The organism is Micromonospora haikouensis (assembly GCF_000876225.1).
Classification (GTDB): Bacteria; Actinomycetota; Actinomycetes; order Mycobacteriales; family Micromonosporaceae; genus Micromonospora; species Micromonospora haikouensis.
Window position 1 is genome coordinate 531059 of record NZ_JXSX01000002.1, and the last position, 14672, is coordinate 545730.

Consider the following 14672-nt stretch of genomic DNA (forward strand, 5'->3'; position numbering starts at 1 on the left):
ATATGTCGATCGGTTGAACAAATTAGCGCCGCTGGACTCGTTTCCGGCAAGGCGTCGGCGTGTAACGATTCGGTATCGGCGATCGACCTATCCGGCGCATGCGGAGGAATGGGGAGAAGCGGCTCGCCGGCCGGCTGACCGTGGTCTGGACCACCGGTCGGATCCCTTGGCGGATCAGCCGATTCGTCGTACGGTGACACGGACGTAACCCACGGGAGCCCGGTGTACCGGGCTGAGAGGGGGGCTGGAGCCCCCGACCGTCGAACCTGATCCGGGTAATGCCGGCGCAGGGAGGAGAGTTGCCGTGCCGTCCCTTGGGCGACTGCATCTGATCACCGACACCCGGCCGGGGCGGGACCCGCTCGCCGTGCTTCGCGCCGCCCTGCCGGTGGCCCGCGCCGAGCTGGTCGTCCAGGTCCGCGTCACCGACGACGCCACCGACCGCGAGGCGTACGACCTGGCCCGGCGGGCGGTCGCCCTCTGCGCCCCGTACGGGGCGATGTGCCTGGTCAACGACCGGCTGCACGTGGCGCTCGCGGTCGGCGCCGCAGGCGGCCACGTCGGCGCGGACGACCTGCCGGTCGCGGCGGCCCGCCGGGTCCTCGGCCCCACCGCCGTGCTCGGCGCGACCGCCCGCGCACCCGGGCCGGCCGCCGAGGCGGTGGCCGGCGGGGCGAGCTACCTCGGCGTCGGCCCCTGCCACGCCACCGACACCAAGGCGGGCCTGCCGGACCCGATCGGCCCCGAGGGGGTACGCGCCGTGGCCGGGGCCGTGGCGGTGCCGGTGATCGCCATCGGCGGGGTGACCGCCGCAGCGGTGCCGGCGCTGCGCGCCGCCGGGGCGTACGGGGTGGCGGTGGTCGGGGCGCTCTCCGCCGCCGCCGATCCCGCACGGGCCACCGCCGAGCTGCTCGGGGCGCTGACGTGCTAGCCCGCGCCGAGGTGCCAGCCCGCGCCGACGGGTTAGGAAGGGACCCTTCCTATGCAGAAGGCGTTGACCGGGGGCCCTTCCTTACCGACGTGGCGGTGGTGGGGGGCGGGGCCGTCGGGCTGGCGGTCGCGTGGCGGTGCGCGGCGCGCGGGCTGCGCGTCACCGTGCACGACCCGGCCCCCGGGTCGGGCGCGTCCCACGTCGCGGCCGGGATGCTGTCGCCGGTCGCCGAGGCCTACTTCGGCGAGCGGGAGCTGACCGGGCTGCTGGTCGCCTCGGCCGCCCGCTGGCCCGCGTTCGCCGCCGAGCTGACCGCCGCCAGCGGCGTCGACCTCGGATACCGCACCGAGGGCACCCTCGTCGTCGGGCTCACCGGCGACGACCTGGCCGAGGCACAGCGGCTGTGGTCGTACCAGCGGGACCTGGGGCTGCCCATCAGCCCGCTGCGCCCGTCGGAGCTGCGCGACCGCGAACCGGCGCTCGCCACCCGGGTGCGCGGCGGCGCGGTCGCCCCCGGCGACCACCAGGTCGACCCCCGGCGGCTGGTCACGGCGCTGCGCACCGCCGCCGAGCGGGCCGGCGCGACCCTCGTCACCGGCGCGGTGCGGGCGCTGTCCGACCTGGACGCCCGGGTCACCGTCGTCGCCGCCGGCTGCGGGGCCGCCGCGCTCACCGGGCTGCCGGTCCGGCCCGTCAAGGGCCAGATCCTGCGGCTGCGCGCGCCCGACGGCGGTCCGCCGGGCTTCCGGCACGTCGTCCGGGGGTACGCCGACGGCGAACCCGTCTACCTGGTGCCCCGCGAGGACGGGGAGGTGGTGGTCGGCGCGACCGTCGAGGAACGCGCCGACACCGACGTCACCGCCGGGGCGGTGCTGCGGCTGCTCCGCGCCGCCGTGGATCTCGTCCCCGAGCTGGCCGAGTACGAGCTGGTCGAGGCGACCGCCGGGCTGCGCCCCGGCACCCCCGACAACGCCCCGATCATCGGGCCGCTGCCCGGCCGGCCCGGCGTGCTCGTCGCCACCGGCCACCACCGGCACGGCATCGTGCTCACCCCGCTCACCGCCGACCTCGTCACCGAGCTGGTCGTCGCCGAGCCCACGGCCCCCGCGACGGCGGACCCGCTGCTCGCCCCCTGCACCCCCGAGCGGTTCGCCGGCCAGCGCCGGCCCGGCTGACCGTCGTCACCCCGACCGACCCGACCGATCCGCGCGACCGATCCGCGTCACCGGTCCGCGTCACCGGTCCGACCGCGCCGCCGCCGACCCGGCCGATCGCGTCCGGCCCGGCGCATCCCGTCCCGGTGGCGGGCCGAGGACGCATCCGAGGAGGAGCACCCACATGGAACTGACGGTGAACGGCACCGGGCGTACGCTGCCCGCCGGCGCGACCGTGGCCGACGCGGTCGGCCTGGTCACCGACGAGCGGCGCGGCCTCGCCGTCGCGGTCAACGGCGAGGTCGTGCCGCGCGGCGGCTGGCCGGCGACCCCGCTGCGCGACGGCGACCACGTCGAGGTGCTCAGCGCCGCCCAGGGCGGGTGACGACATGTCCCACGAGGGCTCCTCGTTCGAGCTGGGCGGCGTGACGTTCGGGTCCCGGCTCATCCTCGGCACCGGCGGCGCGGCCAGCCTGCACGCGCTGGAGCAGGCGATCCGGGCGTCCGGCACCGAGCTGGTGACGCTCGCGCTGCGCCGCGTCGACACCGCCCCCGGCATGGGCGGCGGGCTGCTCGACCTGCTGGACCGGTGCGGGGTGCGGCTGCTGCCGAACACGGCCGGCTGCTACACGGCCGGCGAGGCGGTGAAGGTGGCCCACCTGGCCCGCGAGGCGTTCGACACGGACTGGGTGAAGCTGGAGGTGATCGGCGACGAGCGCACGCTGCTGCCCGATGGGGTGGAGCTGCTGCGCGCCGCCGAGACCCTGGTCGCGGACGGGTTCACCGTGCTGCCGTACACGTCGGACGACCCGATCCTGGCCCGGCGGCTCGCCGACGTCGGCTGCGCGGCGGTGATGCCGGCGGGCGCGCCGATCGGCTCCGGACTGGGCGTGAACAACCCGCACCACATCCGACTGATCCGGCAGAGCGTCGACGTGCCGGTGATCCTCGACGCGGGGATCGGCACGGCGTCCGACGCGGCGCTGGCCATGGAGCTGGGCTGCGACGCCGTGCTGCTGGCCAGCGCCGTCACCCGCGCCGCCGACCCGGTCGCCATGGCGAGCGCCATGCGGTACGCGGTCGAGGCGGGCCGCCTGGCCCACGGGGCGGGCCGCATCCCGCGCCGCTTCCACGCGCTGGCCTCCACCCCCGACGAGGGAAGGCCAGCCCTATGACCCCACCCCCCACCCCGCCTCTTGCGGATCTTGGAAGGAAATGGCCCCTCCAGGGGCCGGAATCTTCCAAGATCTTGCCGCCGACGCCCTGCGGCGTCGTCCTGCTCGCCGATCGGGGAGGGGACGCCACGGGAGGGAGCGCGCCGGGGGCGCTCGTGCGGGTGGTGGTGGGTGCCGTGGCCGGGGGAGTGCGCTGGGTGGTGCTGCGGGAGAAGGACCTGCCCCGCGCCGAGCGGGCCGCGCTCGCCGCGCACCTGCGCCCGATCCTCGCCGAGGCCGGCGGCACCCTGGTCGTGGCGGGCCCCGACCCGCTCGGCGGCGACGCCGTGCACCTTCCGGCCACCGGCCCGTACCCGCCGCCGCGCCCCGGCCCCGCCGGTCGTCCCCGCCCGTGGCTCGTCGGCCGCTCCTGCCACGACGCGGCCGAGCTGGCGCGACTGACCACCGAGGACTACGCGACCCTCTCCCCGGTGTATCCGAGCAGGTCGAAGCCCGGCTACGGCCCGCCCCTCGGGCCGCGGCGGCTCGGCGAGCTGATCCGGTTCAGCCCCGTGCCGGTCCTCGCCCTCGGCGGCATCGAGACCCCGGAGCAGGTGCGCGCCTGCCTGGCGGCGGGCGCGGCGGGGGTGGCGGTGCAGGGCGCGATCATGCGCGCCCCGGACCCGGCCGAGGCAGCCGCCACGCTGACGACCGCCTGGGCCGAGGCGCGAGCCGGCCAATCGTGCGCGGAGACGCCCCAGCCCTCAACCGGGACCACCGCCGCAGCCCTGGTGGACCGAGCGAGCGAGGCGACCAAGTGACCCCGACGACCGTGCTCACCATCGCCGGCTCCGACTCCGGCGGGGGCGCCGGCATCCAGGCCGACCTCAAGGTCTTCGCGGCGCTCGGCGCGTACGGCACCAGCGTCCTCACGGCCGTCACCGCACAGAACACCCGGGGCGTGGACGCCGTCCTGCCGCTGCCGCCGCGCACCGTCACCGAGCAGCTCGACAGCGTGCTCGGCGACTTCCGGGTGCGGGCGGTGAAGACCGGGATGCTCGGCAACCCGGCCGTCGCCGACGCGGTCGCCGACGCCGCGCGGGCGGGACGCCTGCCGCACCTCGTCGTCGACCCGGTGCTCGTCGCCACCAGCGGGCACCGGCTCGGCGTGGTCGAGGCGGTCGAGCGGCTGCTGCCGTACGCCGAGGTGGCGACGCCGAACTGCGCGGAGGCCGCCGCCCTCACCGGACGCCCGGTGACCACGGTCGAGGAGATGGTGGCCGCCGCCGAGGCCCTCGCCGCCGGCGGCCCGGCGCACGTGGTGGTCACCGGCGGCGACGTGGACGCGGCCGGCGAGTCGGTGGACGTGCTGGTCGGCGGCGGGGCGACCACGCTGCTGCGCGCCCGGCGGGTGCGCACCCGGCACAGCCACGGCACCGGCTGCTCGTTCTCGGCGGCGATCGCCGTGCGGCTTGCGGCCGGGGATCCGGTGCCGGCGGCGGTCGCGGCCGCCAAGGAGTACGTCACCCGCGCGCTGACCGGCGCGCGGGACTGGGAACTGGGCGCGGGACGCGGCCCGCTGGACCACTTCGGCTGGTCCTGACCACCACCTGGGAGGCAGTCATGCAGGCACGACGCAAGGTCTACGTCGAGGGGGCCCGGCCGGACGTCCGGGTGCCGTTCGCCGAGGTCGACCTGACCGGCGACAACCCGCCGGTCCGGCTCTACGACACCTCCGGCCCCGGCTCCGACCCCGAGGTGGGGCTGCCGCCGCTGCGCGGACCGTGGATCGCCGAGCGCGGCGACGTCGCGCCGGTGCGGGGGGCGGGCACCCCGCTCGCGGGCGCGGACGGGAAGCGCCCGACGCAGCTCGCGTACGCGCGGGCCGGGGTCGTCACCCCGGAGATGGAGTTCGTGGCGATCCGGGAGGGGATGGCCCCGGAGTTCGTCCGCGACGAGATCGCCGCCGGCCGGGCGGTCCTGCCGCTCAACGTCAACCACCCGGAGTGCGAGCCGGCGATCATCGGCAAGGCGTTCCTGGTGAAGGTCAACGCCAACATCGGCACCTCGGCGGTCACCTCCTCGGTGGCCGAGGAGGTGGAGAAGCTGACCTGGGCCACCCGGTGGGGCGCGGACACCGTGATGGACCTGTCCACGGGCAAGCGGATCCACGAGACCCGCGAGGCGATCGTGCGCAACTCGCCGGTGCCGATCGGGACGGTGCCGATCTACCAGGCCCTGGAGAAGGTCGGCGGCGACCCCGTAAAGCTGAGCTGGGAGGTGTTCCGCGAGACGGTGATCGAGCAGGCCGAGCAGGGCGTCGACTACATGACGGTGCACGCCGGGGTGCTGCTGCCGTACGTGCCGCTGGCCGTCGACCGGGTGACCGGGATCGTCTCCCGGGGCGGGTCGATCATGGCGGCCTGGTGCCTGGCGCACCACGAGGAGAACTTCCTCTACACCAACTTCCGCGAGCTGTGCACGATCCTCGCGCGGTACGACGTGACGTTCTCCCTCGGCGACGGGCTGCGCCCCGGCTCCATCGCCGACGCCAACGACGAGGCCCAGTTCGCCGAGCTGCGCACCCTCGGCGAGCTGACGAGGATCGCCTGGGAGTACGACGTGCAGGTGATGATCGAGGGCCCCGGCCACGTGCCGATGCACAAGATCAAGGAGAACGTGGACCTCCAGCAGGAGTGGTGCCACGAGGCCCCGTTCTACACCCTCGGCCCGCTGACCACCGACATCGCCCCCGCGTACGACCACATCACGTCGGCGATCGGCGCGGCGATGATCGGCATGTTCGGCACCGCGATGCTCTGCTACGTCACGCCCAAGGAGCACCTCGGCCTGCCCGACCGGGACGACGTGAAGGCCGGCGTGATCGCGTACAAGATCGCGGCGCACGCGGCGGACCTGGCCAAGGGCCACCCCGGCGCGCAGGCGTGGGACGACGCGCTGTCGAAGGCGCGGTTCGAGTTCCGCTGGTCCGACCAGTTCAACCTCTCGCTGGACCCGGAGACGGCGCGGTCGTACCACGACGCGACCCTGCCGGCCGAGCCGGCGAAGACCGCGCACTTCTGCTCGATGTGCGGCCCGAAGTTCTGCTCCATGAAGATCACCCAGGAGCTGAAGGAGTACGCGGCGCGCGGCATGCAGGACAAGTCGGCGGAGTTCGTCTCCTCCGGCGGCCGGGTGTACCTGCCGCTGGCCTGACCCCGGCCCGCGCCCCGCCGGGCTGGCCTTGCCGGGCCTGCGCCCGGAGCCATGTCGGCGACGTGGGGGTATCCCGTCGAGGCTTACCCCGCCACGTCGCCGACATGGCGGCGGGGTCAGTCCCGGTGGTGCCGGCCGGAGGGGCGCAGCGAGCGCCGGTCGGCGTCCGTCGACCCACCGTCCTCGCCCGACACGGGGCGGGCGAGGCCGGTGACCCAGTCGACGTACTCCTCGTCCTGCGCCGGCAGCGGTTCCGGGTCGTGGCGGTCGTCCCGCTCGGCCGCCGGGCCCACGTCGTCTCCCGCCCGCGTCCGGCCGCGCCGGAAGAGGGGCCGCAGGAGCCGGGACCGGCCGGCGGGCGCGTCCTCCGGAGGCGTACCGGCCGCTGCGGGGAGGGCGGCACCGGGCTCGCCGGCCGGTCCCGTCCCGTCGGCGGGGGCAACGCCTGTCCCGTCGGTGAGGGCCGCGCCGGTCGTCCTCGCCGCGGCCTGCCAGAGCCCGCCCGGTTCACCCGGTTCGCTGCGTGGAAGCGGCGTCTCGCCGACCACGTGGCGCTCGGGCGCCGGCCTGGCGAACCGCCGGGCGGCGTTGCCGAACGCGTCCCAGCTCGCCGCCTGGTCGAGGTCGGGCAGGGGCAGCCGGGGGCGGGGCCGCGGGGCCGGCTCGGCGGCCTGGCCGGTCAGGGCCGGGTCGATCAGTCCGCCGGTCGAAACCGGGTCGATCAGTCCGCTGGTCAGGGCCGGGCCGGCGGCCTCGCCGGTCCCGCTCACGCTGGTGGCCTCGCCCGCCGATGCGGCGGGGACCTCACCTGCGGCGGCGACCTCACCGCCCTGGGCGGGGCCGGCGGCCTCGCCGCCTTCGGTGAAGGTGGTGGGCCCACCGGCCTGGGCGGGGGTGGCGGGCTCCCCGCCCGGGGTGGCATCGACGCCCCCGCCGCTCGGGGTCGGACCGGTCGCCTCGCCGGTCCCGGCCGCGTCGGTGGGCTTGGCCGCGTCGGTGGGCTTGGCCGCGTCGGTGGGTCGGGCGGCGGTCGTGCCGGAGGCCATCGGCCACTCCCAGTGGGCGGGGGGAGCGCCCGCCGGACCGTCGACCCCGACCCGGTCCCGGCCCTCGTCGCCCCGACTGCGGGGGCCTCCGCTGCGGGCGGCGTCGCCGGTGCGGTCGTCCGGCAGCGGGTCGCCGATGGTCGCCGGGACCCGGCGGGCCGTGGTCGCGCCCGGTTGGGCGGCCAGGTCGGCCGGGCCGTCGGGCCCGTCGGCGTCGCCGGCCACCGGCGGGGTGGGCCCGGTCGGCAGCGGCCGGAGAATGTCCGTCGGCTCGATCGCGCCCTGCTGCCCGCCTGCGCGGGGCGAGCCGGGCAGGCCGACGCCGCGTCCCCTGGTCAGGCCGGCGGCGCGCATCCCGGACAGGGCCGCGCGGAGCGTCCCGGGCGGGCGGGCACCGAGCGCTCCGGTCAGGGGCGCACCCCCGGCCCCGGACAGGTCGGCCGTCGGCACGCCGGCCGCCGGATCGACGCCGCCGGCCGGCCCGTCGGCCAGCGTATCGGCGCTGGCGGAGCGGGCGAGGAGGGGCCAGCGGGCCAGGGCGGCGGCCGTGGCGCCGAGCAGGCCGGTGGCGACCGCGAGCAGGGCACCGTAGTAGGGCGCGAGCTGGTACCGGTCGGCCGAGTCGCCGGGGCCGGCGGTCAGGTAGGCGAAGGCGACCAGCACGGGGCCCGCCGCCCCGGTCGCGCCGGCGATCAGCGGCGGGTGCCCACGTCGGCGGGCCAGCGCGCCGGAGGCCGCGCCCGCGAGCAGGGCCACCAACGGCAGGACGATGGTGGCCAGCCCCTGCGCCGCGTCGGCGGCGAGCCAGCCCGGCTCGAACACCCCCAGGCGTACGGTCGGCAGCGGGCCGGTGCCGACGAGGGCCGGCAGGGCCGAGACCAGGGCGACGAACCAGACCGTGCCGGCGACCGCCGCGACGTTCCAGCCCAGCGGCGGGCGCAGCAGCACGGCGAGCGCCGCGCCGGCGCCGACCACCGCGCCGAGGGTCGCGCAGATGCCCATCGCCCAGACCGGGTCCACACTGTTGAGCTGGGTGGCCCGGGCCGGCTGCATGCACAGCGGCGCGACGACGGTCGCGCCCAGGGCCGCCGCGCCGGCCAGGGCGAGCCGCCCGGTCGTGGTGCCGGTGACCGGGTCGGCGCTGACGAGCCGCTCGGTTACCACCGCGCCGACCACGGCGGCGAGCGCCGCGCACCAGCCCACCCAGACGAGCTGGGCGGGCCACCGGTTGACGGTGGCGTCGGTGAAGTCGCCGGCGATCCGCACGATGCCGAAGCCGTACGCGACGCCGAGCTGGCCGGCCCCGGCCAGCATGCTCACCCCGAGCGCGGTGGACAGCGGCTTGCCCCACGTCCGAAAGGCCATGTCGGGCACGTTACGGCCCGGTGCGCCCGATCGCCACCTTGGCACCGCGCGGCGCGCCCGACGCGCCCGGCCTGGGACTACTTGAGCTCGACCAGCCGCGCCAGGTACGTCGTATCCCCGACATTGGTGAGCATGTGGACGGCACCCGGGTCGCGGTAGACGACCCCGCCGGTCGGCTCGTCCGCGTCGATGGTGGTGCCGTCGATCGTCTGCACCACGTTCTTCGCGCCCTGGACGGCGATCACCAGGTACGGGTGGTCGTGCCGGTGCAGCGGCTGCCGCTCGCCCGGCTCCAGCCGGATGTGCCACACCCGCACCCGGTCGTTCTCGTAGACGATCTCCTGGCCCACCGGGCCCAGCTCGGTTCCGTCGATCACGTCGGTCATGCGGTCAGCCTCCAGTGGCGGGAGCGTCGGCGTGCCCCAGGTGCGGGAGCACCTCGGCGGCGACGAGCTCCAGGTGGTCGAGGTCGGCGAGGTCGGTCAGCCGCAGGTGCACCCGGGTCGCCCCGACGGCGGCGAACTCGCCGATCCGGTCGACGAGCCGGGCGGGCGAGCCGACCACCGCTTCCTCCGGCGGCAGGGCGCTCTTGGCGTGCAACGGCGCGGCCCGCAGCCGCGCCTCGGCGTCGGTGCGCCCGATCGCCACCGCGATGGCGGCGGAGAGGACGAGCGGTGCCCGCCCCGACGCCGGGCGGCCGTGCCGGTCGCACGCCTCGACCACCCGCTCGTACGCGGCGGCGGTCTCGGCGACGCTCTTGAACGGCACGTTGAACTCGTCGGCGTACCGGGCGGCCAGTTCGGGCGTGCGCCTGGGGCCGCTCCCGCCGACGATCACCGGTGGGCCGGGCCGCTGGACCGGCTTGGGCAGGGCGGGCGCGTCGACCAGGCGGTAGTGCTCGCCGGTGAAGCTGTACGTCTCGCCGACGGGGGTGCGCCACAGGCCGGTGATTACTTCGAGCTGCTCGGCGAGCCGGTCGAAGCGCTCGCCGACGGCGGGGAACGGGATGCCGTACGAGGTGTGCTCCCGCTCGTACCACCCGGCGCCGATGCCCAGCTCGACCCGGCCGCCGCTCATCTGGTCGACCTGGGCGACCATGACGGCGAGCGGCCCGGGGAGCCGGAAGGTGGCCGAGGTGACGAGGGTGCCGAGCCGGATCCGGGTGGTCTCCCGGGCCAGCGCGGCGAGGGTGAGCCAGGCGTCGGTGGGGCCGGGCAGGCCGGGCTCGGTGCCCAGGAACTGGTAGTGGTCGGCCCGCAGGAACCCCTCGAAGCCGCCCGCCTCGACGGCCCGGGCGAAGCGCAGCTGGTCGTCGTAGGTGGCGCCCCGGTGCGGCTCGGTGAAGACGCTGACCCGCATGGTCACCGCCCCTCCGCGCCGGCCCCGGTGGCGGCGGGCGCGGCGGGGGCGTCGCGTTCCATCAGCAGCTCGTGCAGCTCGGCGCTGACCCGGGCGACGTCGGCGAGGTGGGCGTTGCGGCCGAGGGTCCGGGGCCGGGGGATGTCGACCTCGACGATCGCGCGGATCCGGCCCGGCCGAGGGCTGAGCACGACCACCCGGTCGGCGAGCAGCACCGCCTCGTCGATGGAGTGGGTGACGAAGACGACGGTGGCCCCGCTGGTCATGTGCACCCGCTGGAGCTCACCGGAGAGCTCCTCGCGGGTGAGCGCGTCCAGGGCGGAGAACGGCTCGTCCATGAGCATCACCCGGGGGTCGCCGATCAGCGACCGGCACAGCGAGACGCGCTGCTGCATGCCGCCGGACAGCTCGTGCGGCAGCCGCTTCTCGAACCCGGCGAGCCCGGCCAGGTCGAGCAGCTCCCGGGCGCGCTCGCGGTGCCCGGCCCGCTTCCAGCCGAAGATCTCCACGGGCAGCAGCACGTTGTCCAGCACCGACCGCCAGGGCAGCAGGGCGGGGCGCTGGAACAGCATGGCGATGTCGCGGCGGGGGCGGGTGATGGGCGTGCCGGCGACGGTGATCTCCCCGGCGGTGGCCGGCAGCAGGCCGGCGATCATCCGCAGCAGGGTGGACTTGCCGCAGCCCGAGCGCCCGAGCACGGCGACGAATTCGCCCTCGGCGACGTCGAGGTCGATGCCCCGCAGCGCCTCGACCCGGCCGGCCCGGCCGTCGAAGGTGCGGGACACGCCGGACAGTCGGATCATCGCCGGTGTCCTCCCTGAGTGGACCATCAGGATCGCAGCTAGGGTAGCCCGCCGCCGTCCGGACGCAACGGTCCGGGGTGGAGATCAGTTCGTTTCCGTTCCGAAACACACACTCCTCGCTACACCGGCAGGTCTCTTGCGTAGTCTGTGCCGGCGAAGAGTCCCCTCACGACGATGGCGTCGGCTCCCCCCTCTGTCGACGCCGTTGCTCTCGACGACCCGCCCGGAGGCGCATCGCCCCTGGTCGGAAAGGACATGGTGCACAGATGAACAGGCTGACCCGCACGGTCGCCGCGGCCCTCCTGGCCTCCGCCCTCACCCTGGTGTCCGCGTGCAGCAGCGACTCGGACGCGTCCGACGCCAAGGGTGGAGACGGCAAGTCACTGGAGAAAGTGACGTACCTCACTTCCTTTGGCAACTTCGGGCGGGACTCCTACGCCTGGGTGGCGAAGGAGAAGGGCTTCTTCAAGGAAGCCGGCTTCGACGTCGAGATCAAGCCCGGTCAGGGTACGGGCGCGGTGATCCAGACCATCGTCGGCGGTCAGGCCGACTTCGGCCCCATCGACCTCACCGGTGGTCTGCTCCAGCTCGGCAACGGCCAGGCCAAGGACTTCGTCGCCGTCGCGGCGATCCAGCAGCGCACCATGGCGGCCATCGTGACGGTCGAGGGCAAGAACATCGCCTCGCCGAAGGACCTGGAGGGCAAGAAGCTCGCCGACGCTCCGGCGTCCGTGGTCCGCAACCTCTTCCCGACGTACGCCCGGCTCGCCGGCGTGGACGTCAACAAGGTGACCTGGGTCAACGGCGAGCCGCAGACCCTGATGGGCACCCTCGCCTCCGGCTCCGTCGACGGCATCGGCCAGTTCGTCGTGGGCCAGCCGACGGTCGAGGCGGTCACCAAGAAGAAGGCCGTCCTGCTGCCCTACAGCAACGTGATGCAGGACCTCTACGGCAACGTGCTGATCACCTCCAGCAAGATCGCCAAGGAGAAGCCGGAGATGGTCAAGCGGTTCAGCGCCGCGCTGATCAAGGGTCTGGAGTACTCCCTGGCGAACCCGCAGGAGGCCGCCGAGATGTTGAAGAAGAACGTCGACGCCACCAACCCGGCGGCGGCCGCCGCCGAGCTCCAGCTGATGGCCGGGTACGTCCGCTCCAACAACTCCGGCACCAAGATCGGCACGCTGGACAGCGGCCGGGTCGCCAAGAGCATCGCGATCCTCCAGGGCGCGGGCTCGCTCAAGCAGAACCTCACCCCCGACCAGATCATCGACTTCAACCTCGTGCCGCAGTCCTGACCGGTCCGACAAGTCAGCAGGGGTACGTCCCGCCGGCCTCCGGCGGGACGTACCCCCGTTCCGTTCCCGGCCGCCGCGCCGGATGGATGAGGAGAACAAGATGACCGACCTCCGGTCGCCGGAACCGGCGCTCGCGGGCCCGCCCGTCGACCAGCGCCGCCCCGCCGTGGGGCGCGGCGCCCTCGGCGTCGGCGCGCGGGCCGGCGCGAACGGCCTGCTGCTGCCCGGCGCGGGCCTGCTGGTCGCGTTCGCGGTGTGGTGGCTCACCGCCCGGCTGGAGCTGGTGCACCCCGCCGCGCTGCCCACCCCCGGCTCGGTGCTGTCGGCGTTCACCGACAAGCCGGACCGGATGCTGGAGCACACGCTCGACACCATGCTGGAGATCCTGATCGGCTTCGCGCTCTCCGCCGTGGCCGGCGTCCTGCTCGGGCTGTCGCTGGCCGCCTCGAGCACCGTCGAGCGGATGTTCACCCCGCTGCTGGTCGCGGTCAACGCGGTCCCGAAGATCACCCTGGGGCCGCTGCTCGTGGTGGCGCTCGGCTGGGGTCAGAAGCCGATCCTGACCATGGTCTTCCTGCTCTGCTTCTTCCCGATCGTGCTCTCCACCGCGACCGGGCTGACCACCACACCGTCCGACCTGGCCGAGCTGGTCCGCTCCCTGAACGCCTCCTGGTGGCAGGCGTTCCGCAAGGTGCGCTTCCCGGCCGCGCTGCCGCAGATCTTCGTCGGCCTGAAGGTGGCGATGCCGCTGGCCGCCATCGGCGCGGTGATCGGGGAGTTCCAGGCCGGCGAGAGCGGCCTCGGGTACGTCATCACCCAGTATGCCGGCATCGGCGACACCGCGACCGCCTGGGCGGCGATCATGCTGGTGGCGCTGGTCAGCATCCTGCTCTACTCGGCGCTGGTGTTCGTGGAGCGCCTGGCCCTGCCCTGGGTGCGGGCGACCACCTCGTCGAGGTGAGACGACGATGGGCCTGCCGGTCGACCGGCAGGCCCATCGTCGTCGTGCGTGCCGTCAGCCGGCGAGCCGCCAGCGGCCGCCCCGGGCGACCAGCGTCGTGAGGGCCTGCGGCATTAGCCCCGAGTGGTTGTCCGGCGTCATCCGGATCGGGCCGGAGAGGCCGTCCATCTGGGACGTCTCCAGCACGTTGCGCAGCCCGTCGCGGCCGGCCTTGCCGGGCGCGCCGCCGGCCCGCAGCTCGGCGTCGGCGATGAGCTGCACGGCGTCCGCGGCGAACGAGGAGAAGCCGTTGTAGCCGCCGAAGCGGGCCGTGTAGTCCTGGAACCACTGGCGGCGGGCCGCCTTGGCCGGGGTGGTGGCGATGACGTCGTCGATGACCATCGTCTGGGTGAAGATCAGGGTGGCCCGCTCCGCCGACCGGGACGACGCGCCCAGGAACAGCTCCCCGGCGGCCGAGGCGTCGAAGAACAGCGAGCCGGTGAACCCGGCCGTCTGGGCCGCGCCCGCGGCGAGCATCGCCTGCTCCGGCGGGGTCCAGACCACCATCGCCTCCGGCTCCCGCGCGGCCAGCGTGGCGACCTGCTGGCTGACGTCGGTGTCGGTGGTCTTCACCGACTGGTCGCTCAGCAACTTGATGTTGGTCTTGTCGAACTCGCGCCGCAGCACGTCCAGCCCTTCCCGGCCGTAGCTGTCGTCGCTGTTGAGCACGGTCACCTTGCGGATGCCGCGGCGGCGCAGCTCCGTGGTGAGGGCGGCGGCGCTGTCGGCCGCGTTCGGGGCCAGCTTGAACAGGTACCGCCGGTCGGCGACCGGGGTGGCCACGGCGCTGGACGAGGCGAGCGCGATCGTCGGGATCTTCTTCTCGTTGATCGTACGAGCCGCGCCGACGGCGCACTCGTTGCAGCCGCCCATGATGATCGCGCTCACCTGGGAGTCGTTGCTGAAGTCACCGATGTTGCGCAGCGATTCGCTCGCGTCCGACCGGTTGTCCTTCACCTTGAGCTCGATCCTGCGGGCGCCGAGCGCGCCCGAGGCGTTCATCTGGTCGACCTTCAGTTCCAGCGCGCGCTGGTACGCCTTGCCTACCGGGGCCGCGGAGCCGGACAGCTCCAGGTCCACGGCGATCACGATCGGGCTCGTATCCTGCTCCGCCGCGCCGAACTGGCAGCCGGTGAGCGTGGTGGCCAGGACGGCCGAGGCGAGCGCCGCGATGGTCACGGAGCGGATGGGAGTCAACTCTGTCCTCCAGGTGCGGCGCGGGCAGATGCCCGGTCACCGCCGCTTGTTCCGTCCTCAGTGGAGAAACGGGATTGGTCTGCCGTACGGTGTGCGCGAAGCCTGCAAAACCTTGCCAATGCCGGGCCCTGTGGTCAAGCGCGGATGCTCCG

General features: G+C 74.8%; 14 protein-coding genes and 1 riboswitch. Of the genes, 9 read left to right on the forward strand and 5 right to left on the reverse strand.

Annotation, left to right across the window (positions count from 1 at the left end; genetic code table 11):
• Window positions 1-201 precede the first annotated feature (201 nt).
• Window positions 202-310, forward strand: a riboswitch (TPP riboswitch).
• The 7 genes from thiE to thiC all read left to right on the forward strand — a co-directional run bounded on the left by thiE (window position 305) and on the right by thiC (window position 6455).
• The gene (gene thiE, locus TK50_RS19025) at window positions 305-931 is read left to right on the forward strand and encodes a thiamine phosphate synthase (protein ID WP_043965561.1); all 627 of its coding nucleotides are present in this window, start codon (window positions 305-307) and stop codon (window positions 929-931) included. It overlaps the preceding riboswitch by 6 nt.
• Before the next feature lie 89 nt (window positions 932-1020).
• Window positions 1021-2106 carry a glycine oxidase ThiO gene (gene thiO / locus TK50_RS19030; RefSeq protein WP_043965563.1) on the forward strand — a complete coding sequence of 362 codons (1086 nt, stop codon included), beginning with the start codon at window positions 1021-1023 and terminating at the stop codon, window positions 2104-2106.
• Between the two features lie 163 nt (window positions 2107-2269).
• Window positions 2270-2470, forward strand: a complete 201-nt coding sequence (thiS, locus tag TK50_RS19035) for a sulfur carrier protein ThiS (protein WP_043965565.1) — start codon at window positions 2270-2272, stop codon at window positions 2468-2470.
• Between the two features lie 4 nt (window positions 2471-2474).
• Window positions 2475-3260: a thiazole synthase gene (locus tag TK50_RS19040; protein ID WP_043965567.1), complete on the forward strand. Its 786-nt coding sequence runs from the start codon at window positions 2475-2477 to the stop codon at window positions 3258-3260.
• Window positions 3257-4060, forward strand: a complete 804-nt coding sequence (locus tag TK50_RS19045) for a thiamine phosphate synthase (RefSeq protein WP_052503870.1) — start codon at window positions 3257-3259, stop codon at window positions 4058-4060. Before TK50_RS19040 ends, TK50_RS19045 begins: the two co-directional genes overlap by 4 nt.
• A complete protein-coding gene (thiD, locus tag TK50_RS19050; RefSeq protein WP_043965569.1) occupies window positions 4057-4842 on the forward strand; it encodes a bifunctional hydroxymethylpyrimidine kinase/phosphomethylpyrimidine kinase in 786 nt (261 codons plus the stop codon). Before TK50_RS19045 ends, thiD begins: the two co-directional genes overlap by 4 nt.
• 20 nt (window positions 4843-4862) lie before the next feature.
• Window positions 4863-6455, forward strand: coding sequence for a phosphomethylpyrimidine synthase ThiC (gene thiC / locus TK50_RS19055; protein WP_043965571.1), 1593 nt, complete (start codon window positions 4863-4865; stop codon window positions 6453-6455).
• Between the two features lie 116 nt (window positions 6456-6571).
• On the opposite strand, the gene TK50_RS35475 is transcribed toward thiC, so the two are convergent.
• The 4 genes from TK50_RS35475 to TK50_RS19075 form a co-directional block, all read right to left on the reverse strand.
• Entirely contained in the window at window positions 6572-8866 is a 2295-nt protein-coding gene (locus TK50_RS35475; protein ID WP_043965573.1) for a hypothetical protein, read from the reverse strand.
• A 77-nt stretch (window positions 8867-8943) separates the two neighbouring features.
• Window positions 8944-9252 carry a cupin domain-containing protein gene (locus tag TK50_RS19065; RefSeq protein WP_043965575.1) on the reverse strand — a complete coding sequence of 103 codons (309 nt, stop codon included), beginning with the start codon at window positions 9250-9252 and terminating at the stop codon, window positions 8944-8946.
• A gap of 4 nt (window positions 9253-9256) precedes the next feature.
• Window positions 9257-10225, reverse strand: coding sequence for an LLM class F420-dependent oxidoreductase (locus tag TK50_RS19070; RefSeq protein WP_043965577.1), 969 nt, complete (start codon window positions 10223-10225; stop codon window positions 9257-9259).
• A 2-nt stretch (window positions 10226-10227) separates the two neighbouring features.
• On the reverse strand, window positions 10228-11028 hold the full coding sequence (locus TK50_RS19075; protein ID WP_043965579.1) for an ABC transporter ATP-binding protein: 801 nt from the start codon (window positions 11026-11028) through the stop codon (window positions 10228-10230).
• Window positions 11029-11294: 266 nt separating this feature from the next.
• Between TK50_RS19075 and TK50_RS19080 the strand changes: the two genes are divergently transcribed.
• Both TK50_RS19080 and TK50_RS19085 read left to right on the forward strand, forming a co-directional pair.
• Window positions 11295-12323, forward strand: a complete 1029-nt coding sequence (locus tag TK50_RS19080) for an ABC transporter substrate-binding protein (protein WP_043965581.1) — start codon at window positions 11295-11297, stop codon at window positions 12321-12323.
• A 100-nt stretch (window positions 12324-12423) separates the two neighbouring features.
• Window positions 12424-13284, forward strand: coding sequence for an ABC transporter permease (locus TK50_RS19085; RefSeq protein ID WP_043966515.1), 861 nt, complete (start codon window positions 12424-12426; stop codon window positions 13282-13284).
• A gap of 54 nt (window positions 13285-13338) precedes the next feature.
• On the opposite strand, the gene TK50_RS19090 is transcribed toward TK50_RS19085, so the two are convergent.
• On the reverse strand, window positions 13339-14520 hold the full coding sequence (locus TK50_RS19090) for an ABC transporter substrate-binding protein (RefSeq protein WP_043965583.1): 1182 nt from the start codon (window positions 14518-14520) through the stop codon (window positions 13339-13341).
• Between the last annotated feature and the right edge of the window lie 152 nt (window positions 14521-14672).

What these genes read in the sequence shown, in the direction of transcription:
- TK50_RS19065 (WP_043965575.1), bottom strand. Translation starts at nt 9,252, where the DNA reads ATGACCGACGTGATCGACGGAACCGAGCTGGGCCCGGTGGGCCAGGAG.
- TK50_RS19070 (WP_043965577.1), bottom strand. Translation starts at nt 10,225, where the DNA reads ATGCGGGTCAGCGTCTTCACCGAGCCGCACCGGGGCGCCACCTACGAC.
- TK50_RS35475 (WP_043965573.1), bottom strand. Translation starts at nt 8,866, where the DNA reads ATGGCCTTTCGGACGTGGGGCAAGCCGCTGTCCACCGCGCTCGGGGTG.
- thiS (WP_043965565.1), top strand. Translation starts at nt 2,270, where the DNA reads ATGGAACTGACGGTGAACGGCACCGGGCGTACGCTGCCCGCCGGCGCG.
- TK50_RS19075 (WP_043965579.1), bottom strand. Translation starts at nt 11,028, where the DNA reads ATGATCCGACTGTCCGGCGTGTCCCGCACCTTCGACGGCCGGGCCGGC.
- thiC (WP_043965571.1), top strand. Translation starts at nt 4,863, where the DNA reads ATGCAGGCACGACGCAAGGTCTACGTCGAGGGGGCCCGGCCGGACGTC.
- TK50_RS19080 (WP_043965581.1), top strand. Translation starts at nt 11,295, where the DNA reads ATGAACAGGCTGACCCGCACGGTCGCCGCGGCCCTCCTGGCCTCCGCC.
- TK50_RS19040 (WP_043965567.1), top strand. Translation starts at nt 2,475, where the DNA reads ATGTCCCACGAGGGCTCCTCGTTCGAGCTGGGCGGCGTGACGTTCGGG.
- TK50_RS19085 (WP_043966515.1), top strand. Translation starts at nt 12,424, where the DNA reads ATGACCGACCTCCGGTCGCCGGAACCGGCGCTCGCGGGCCCGCCCGTC.
- TK50_RS19045 (WP_052503870.1), top strand. Translation starts at nt 3,257, where the DNA reads ATGACCCCACCCCCCACCCCGCCTCTTGCGGATCTTGGAAGGAAATGG.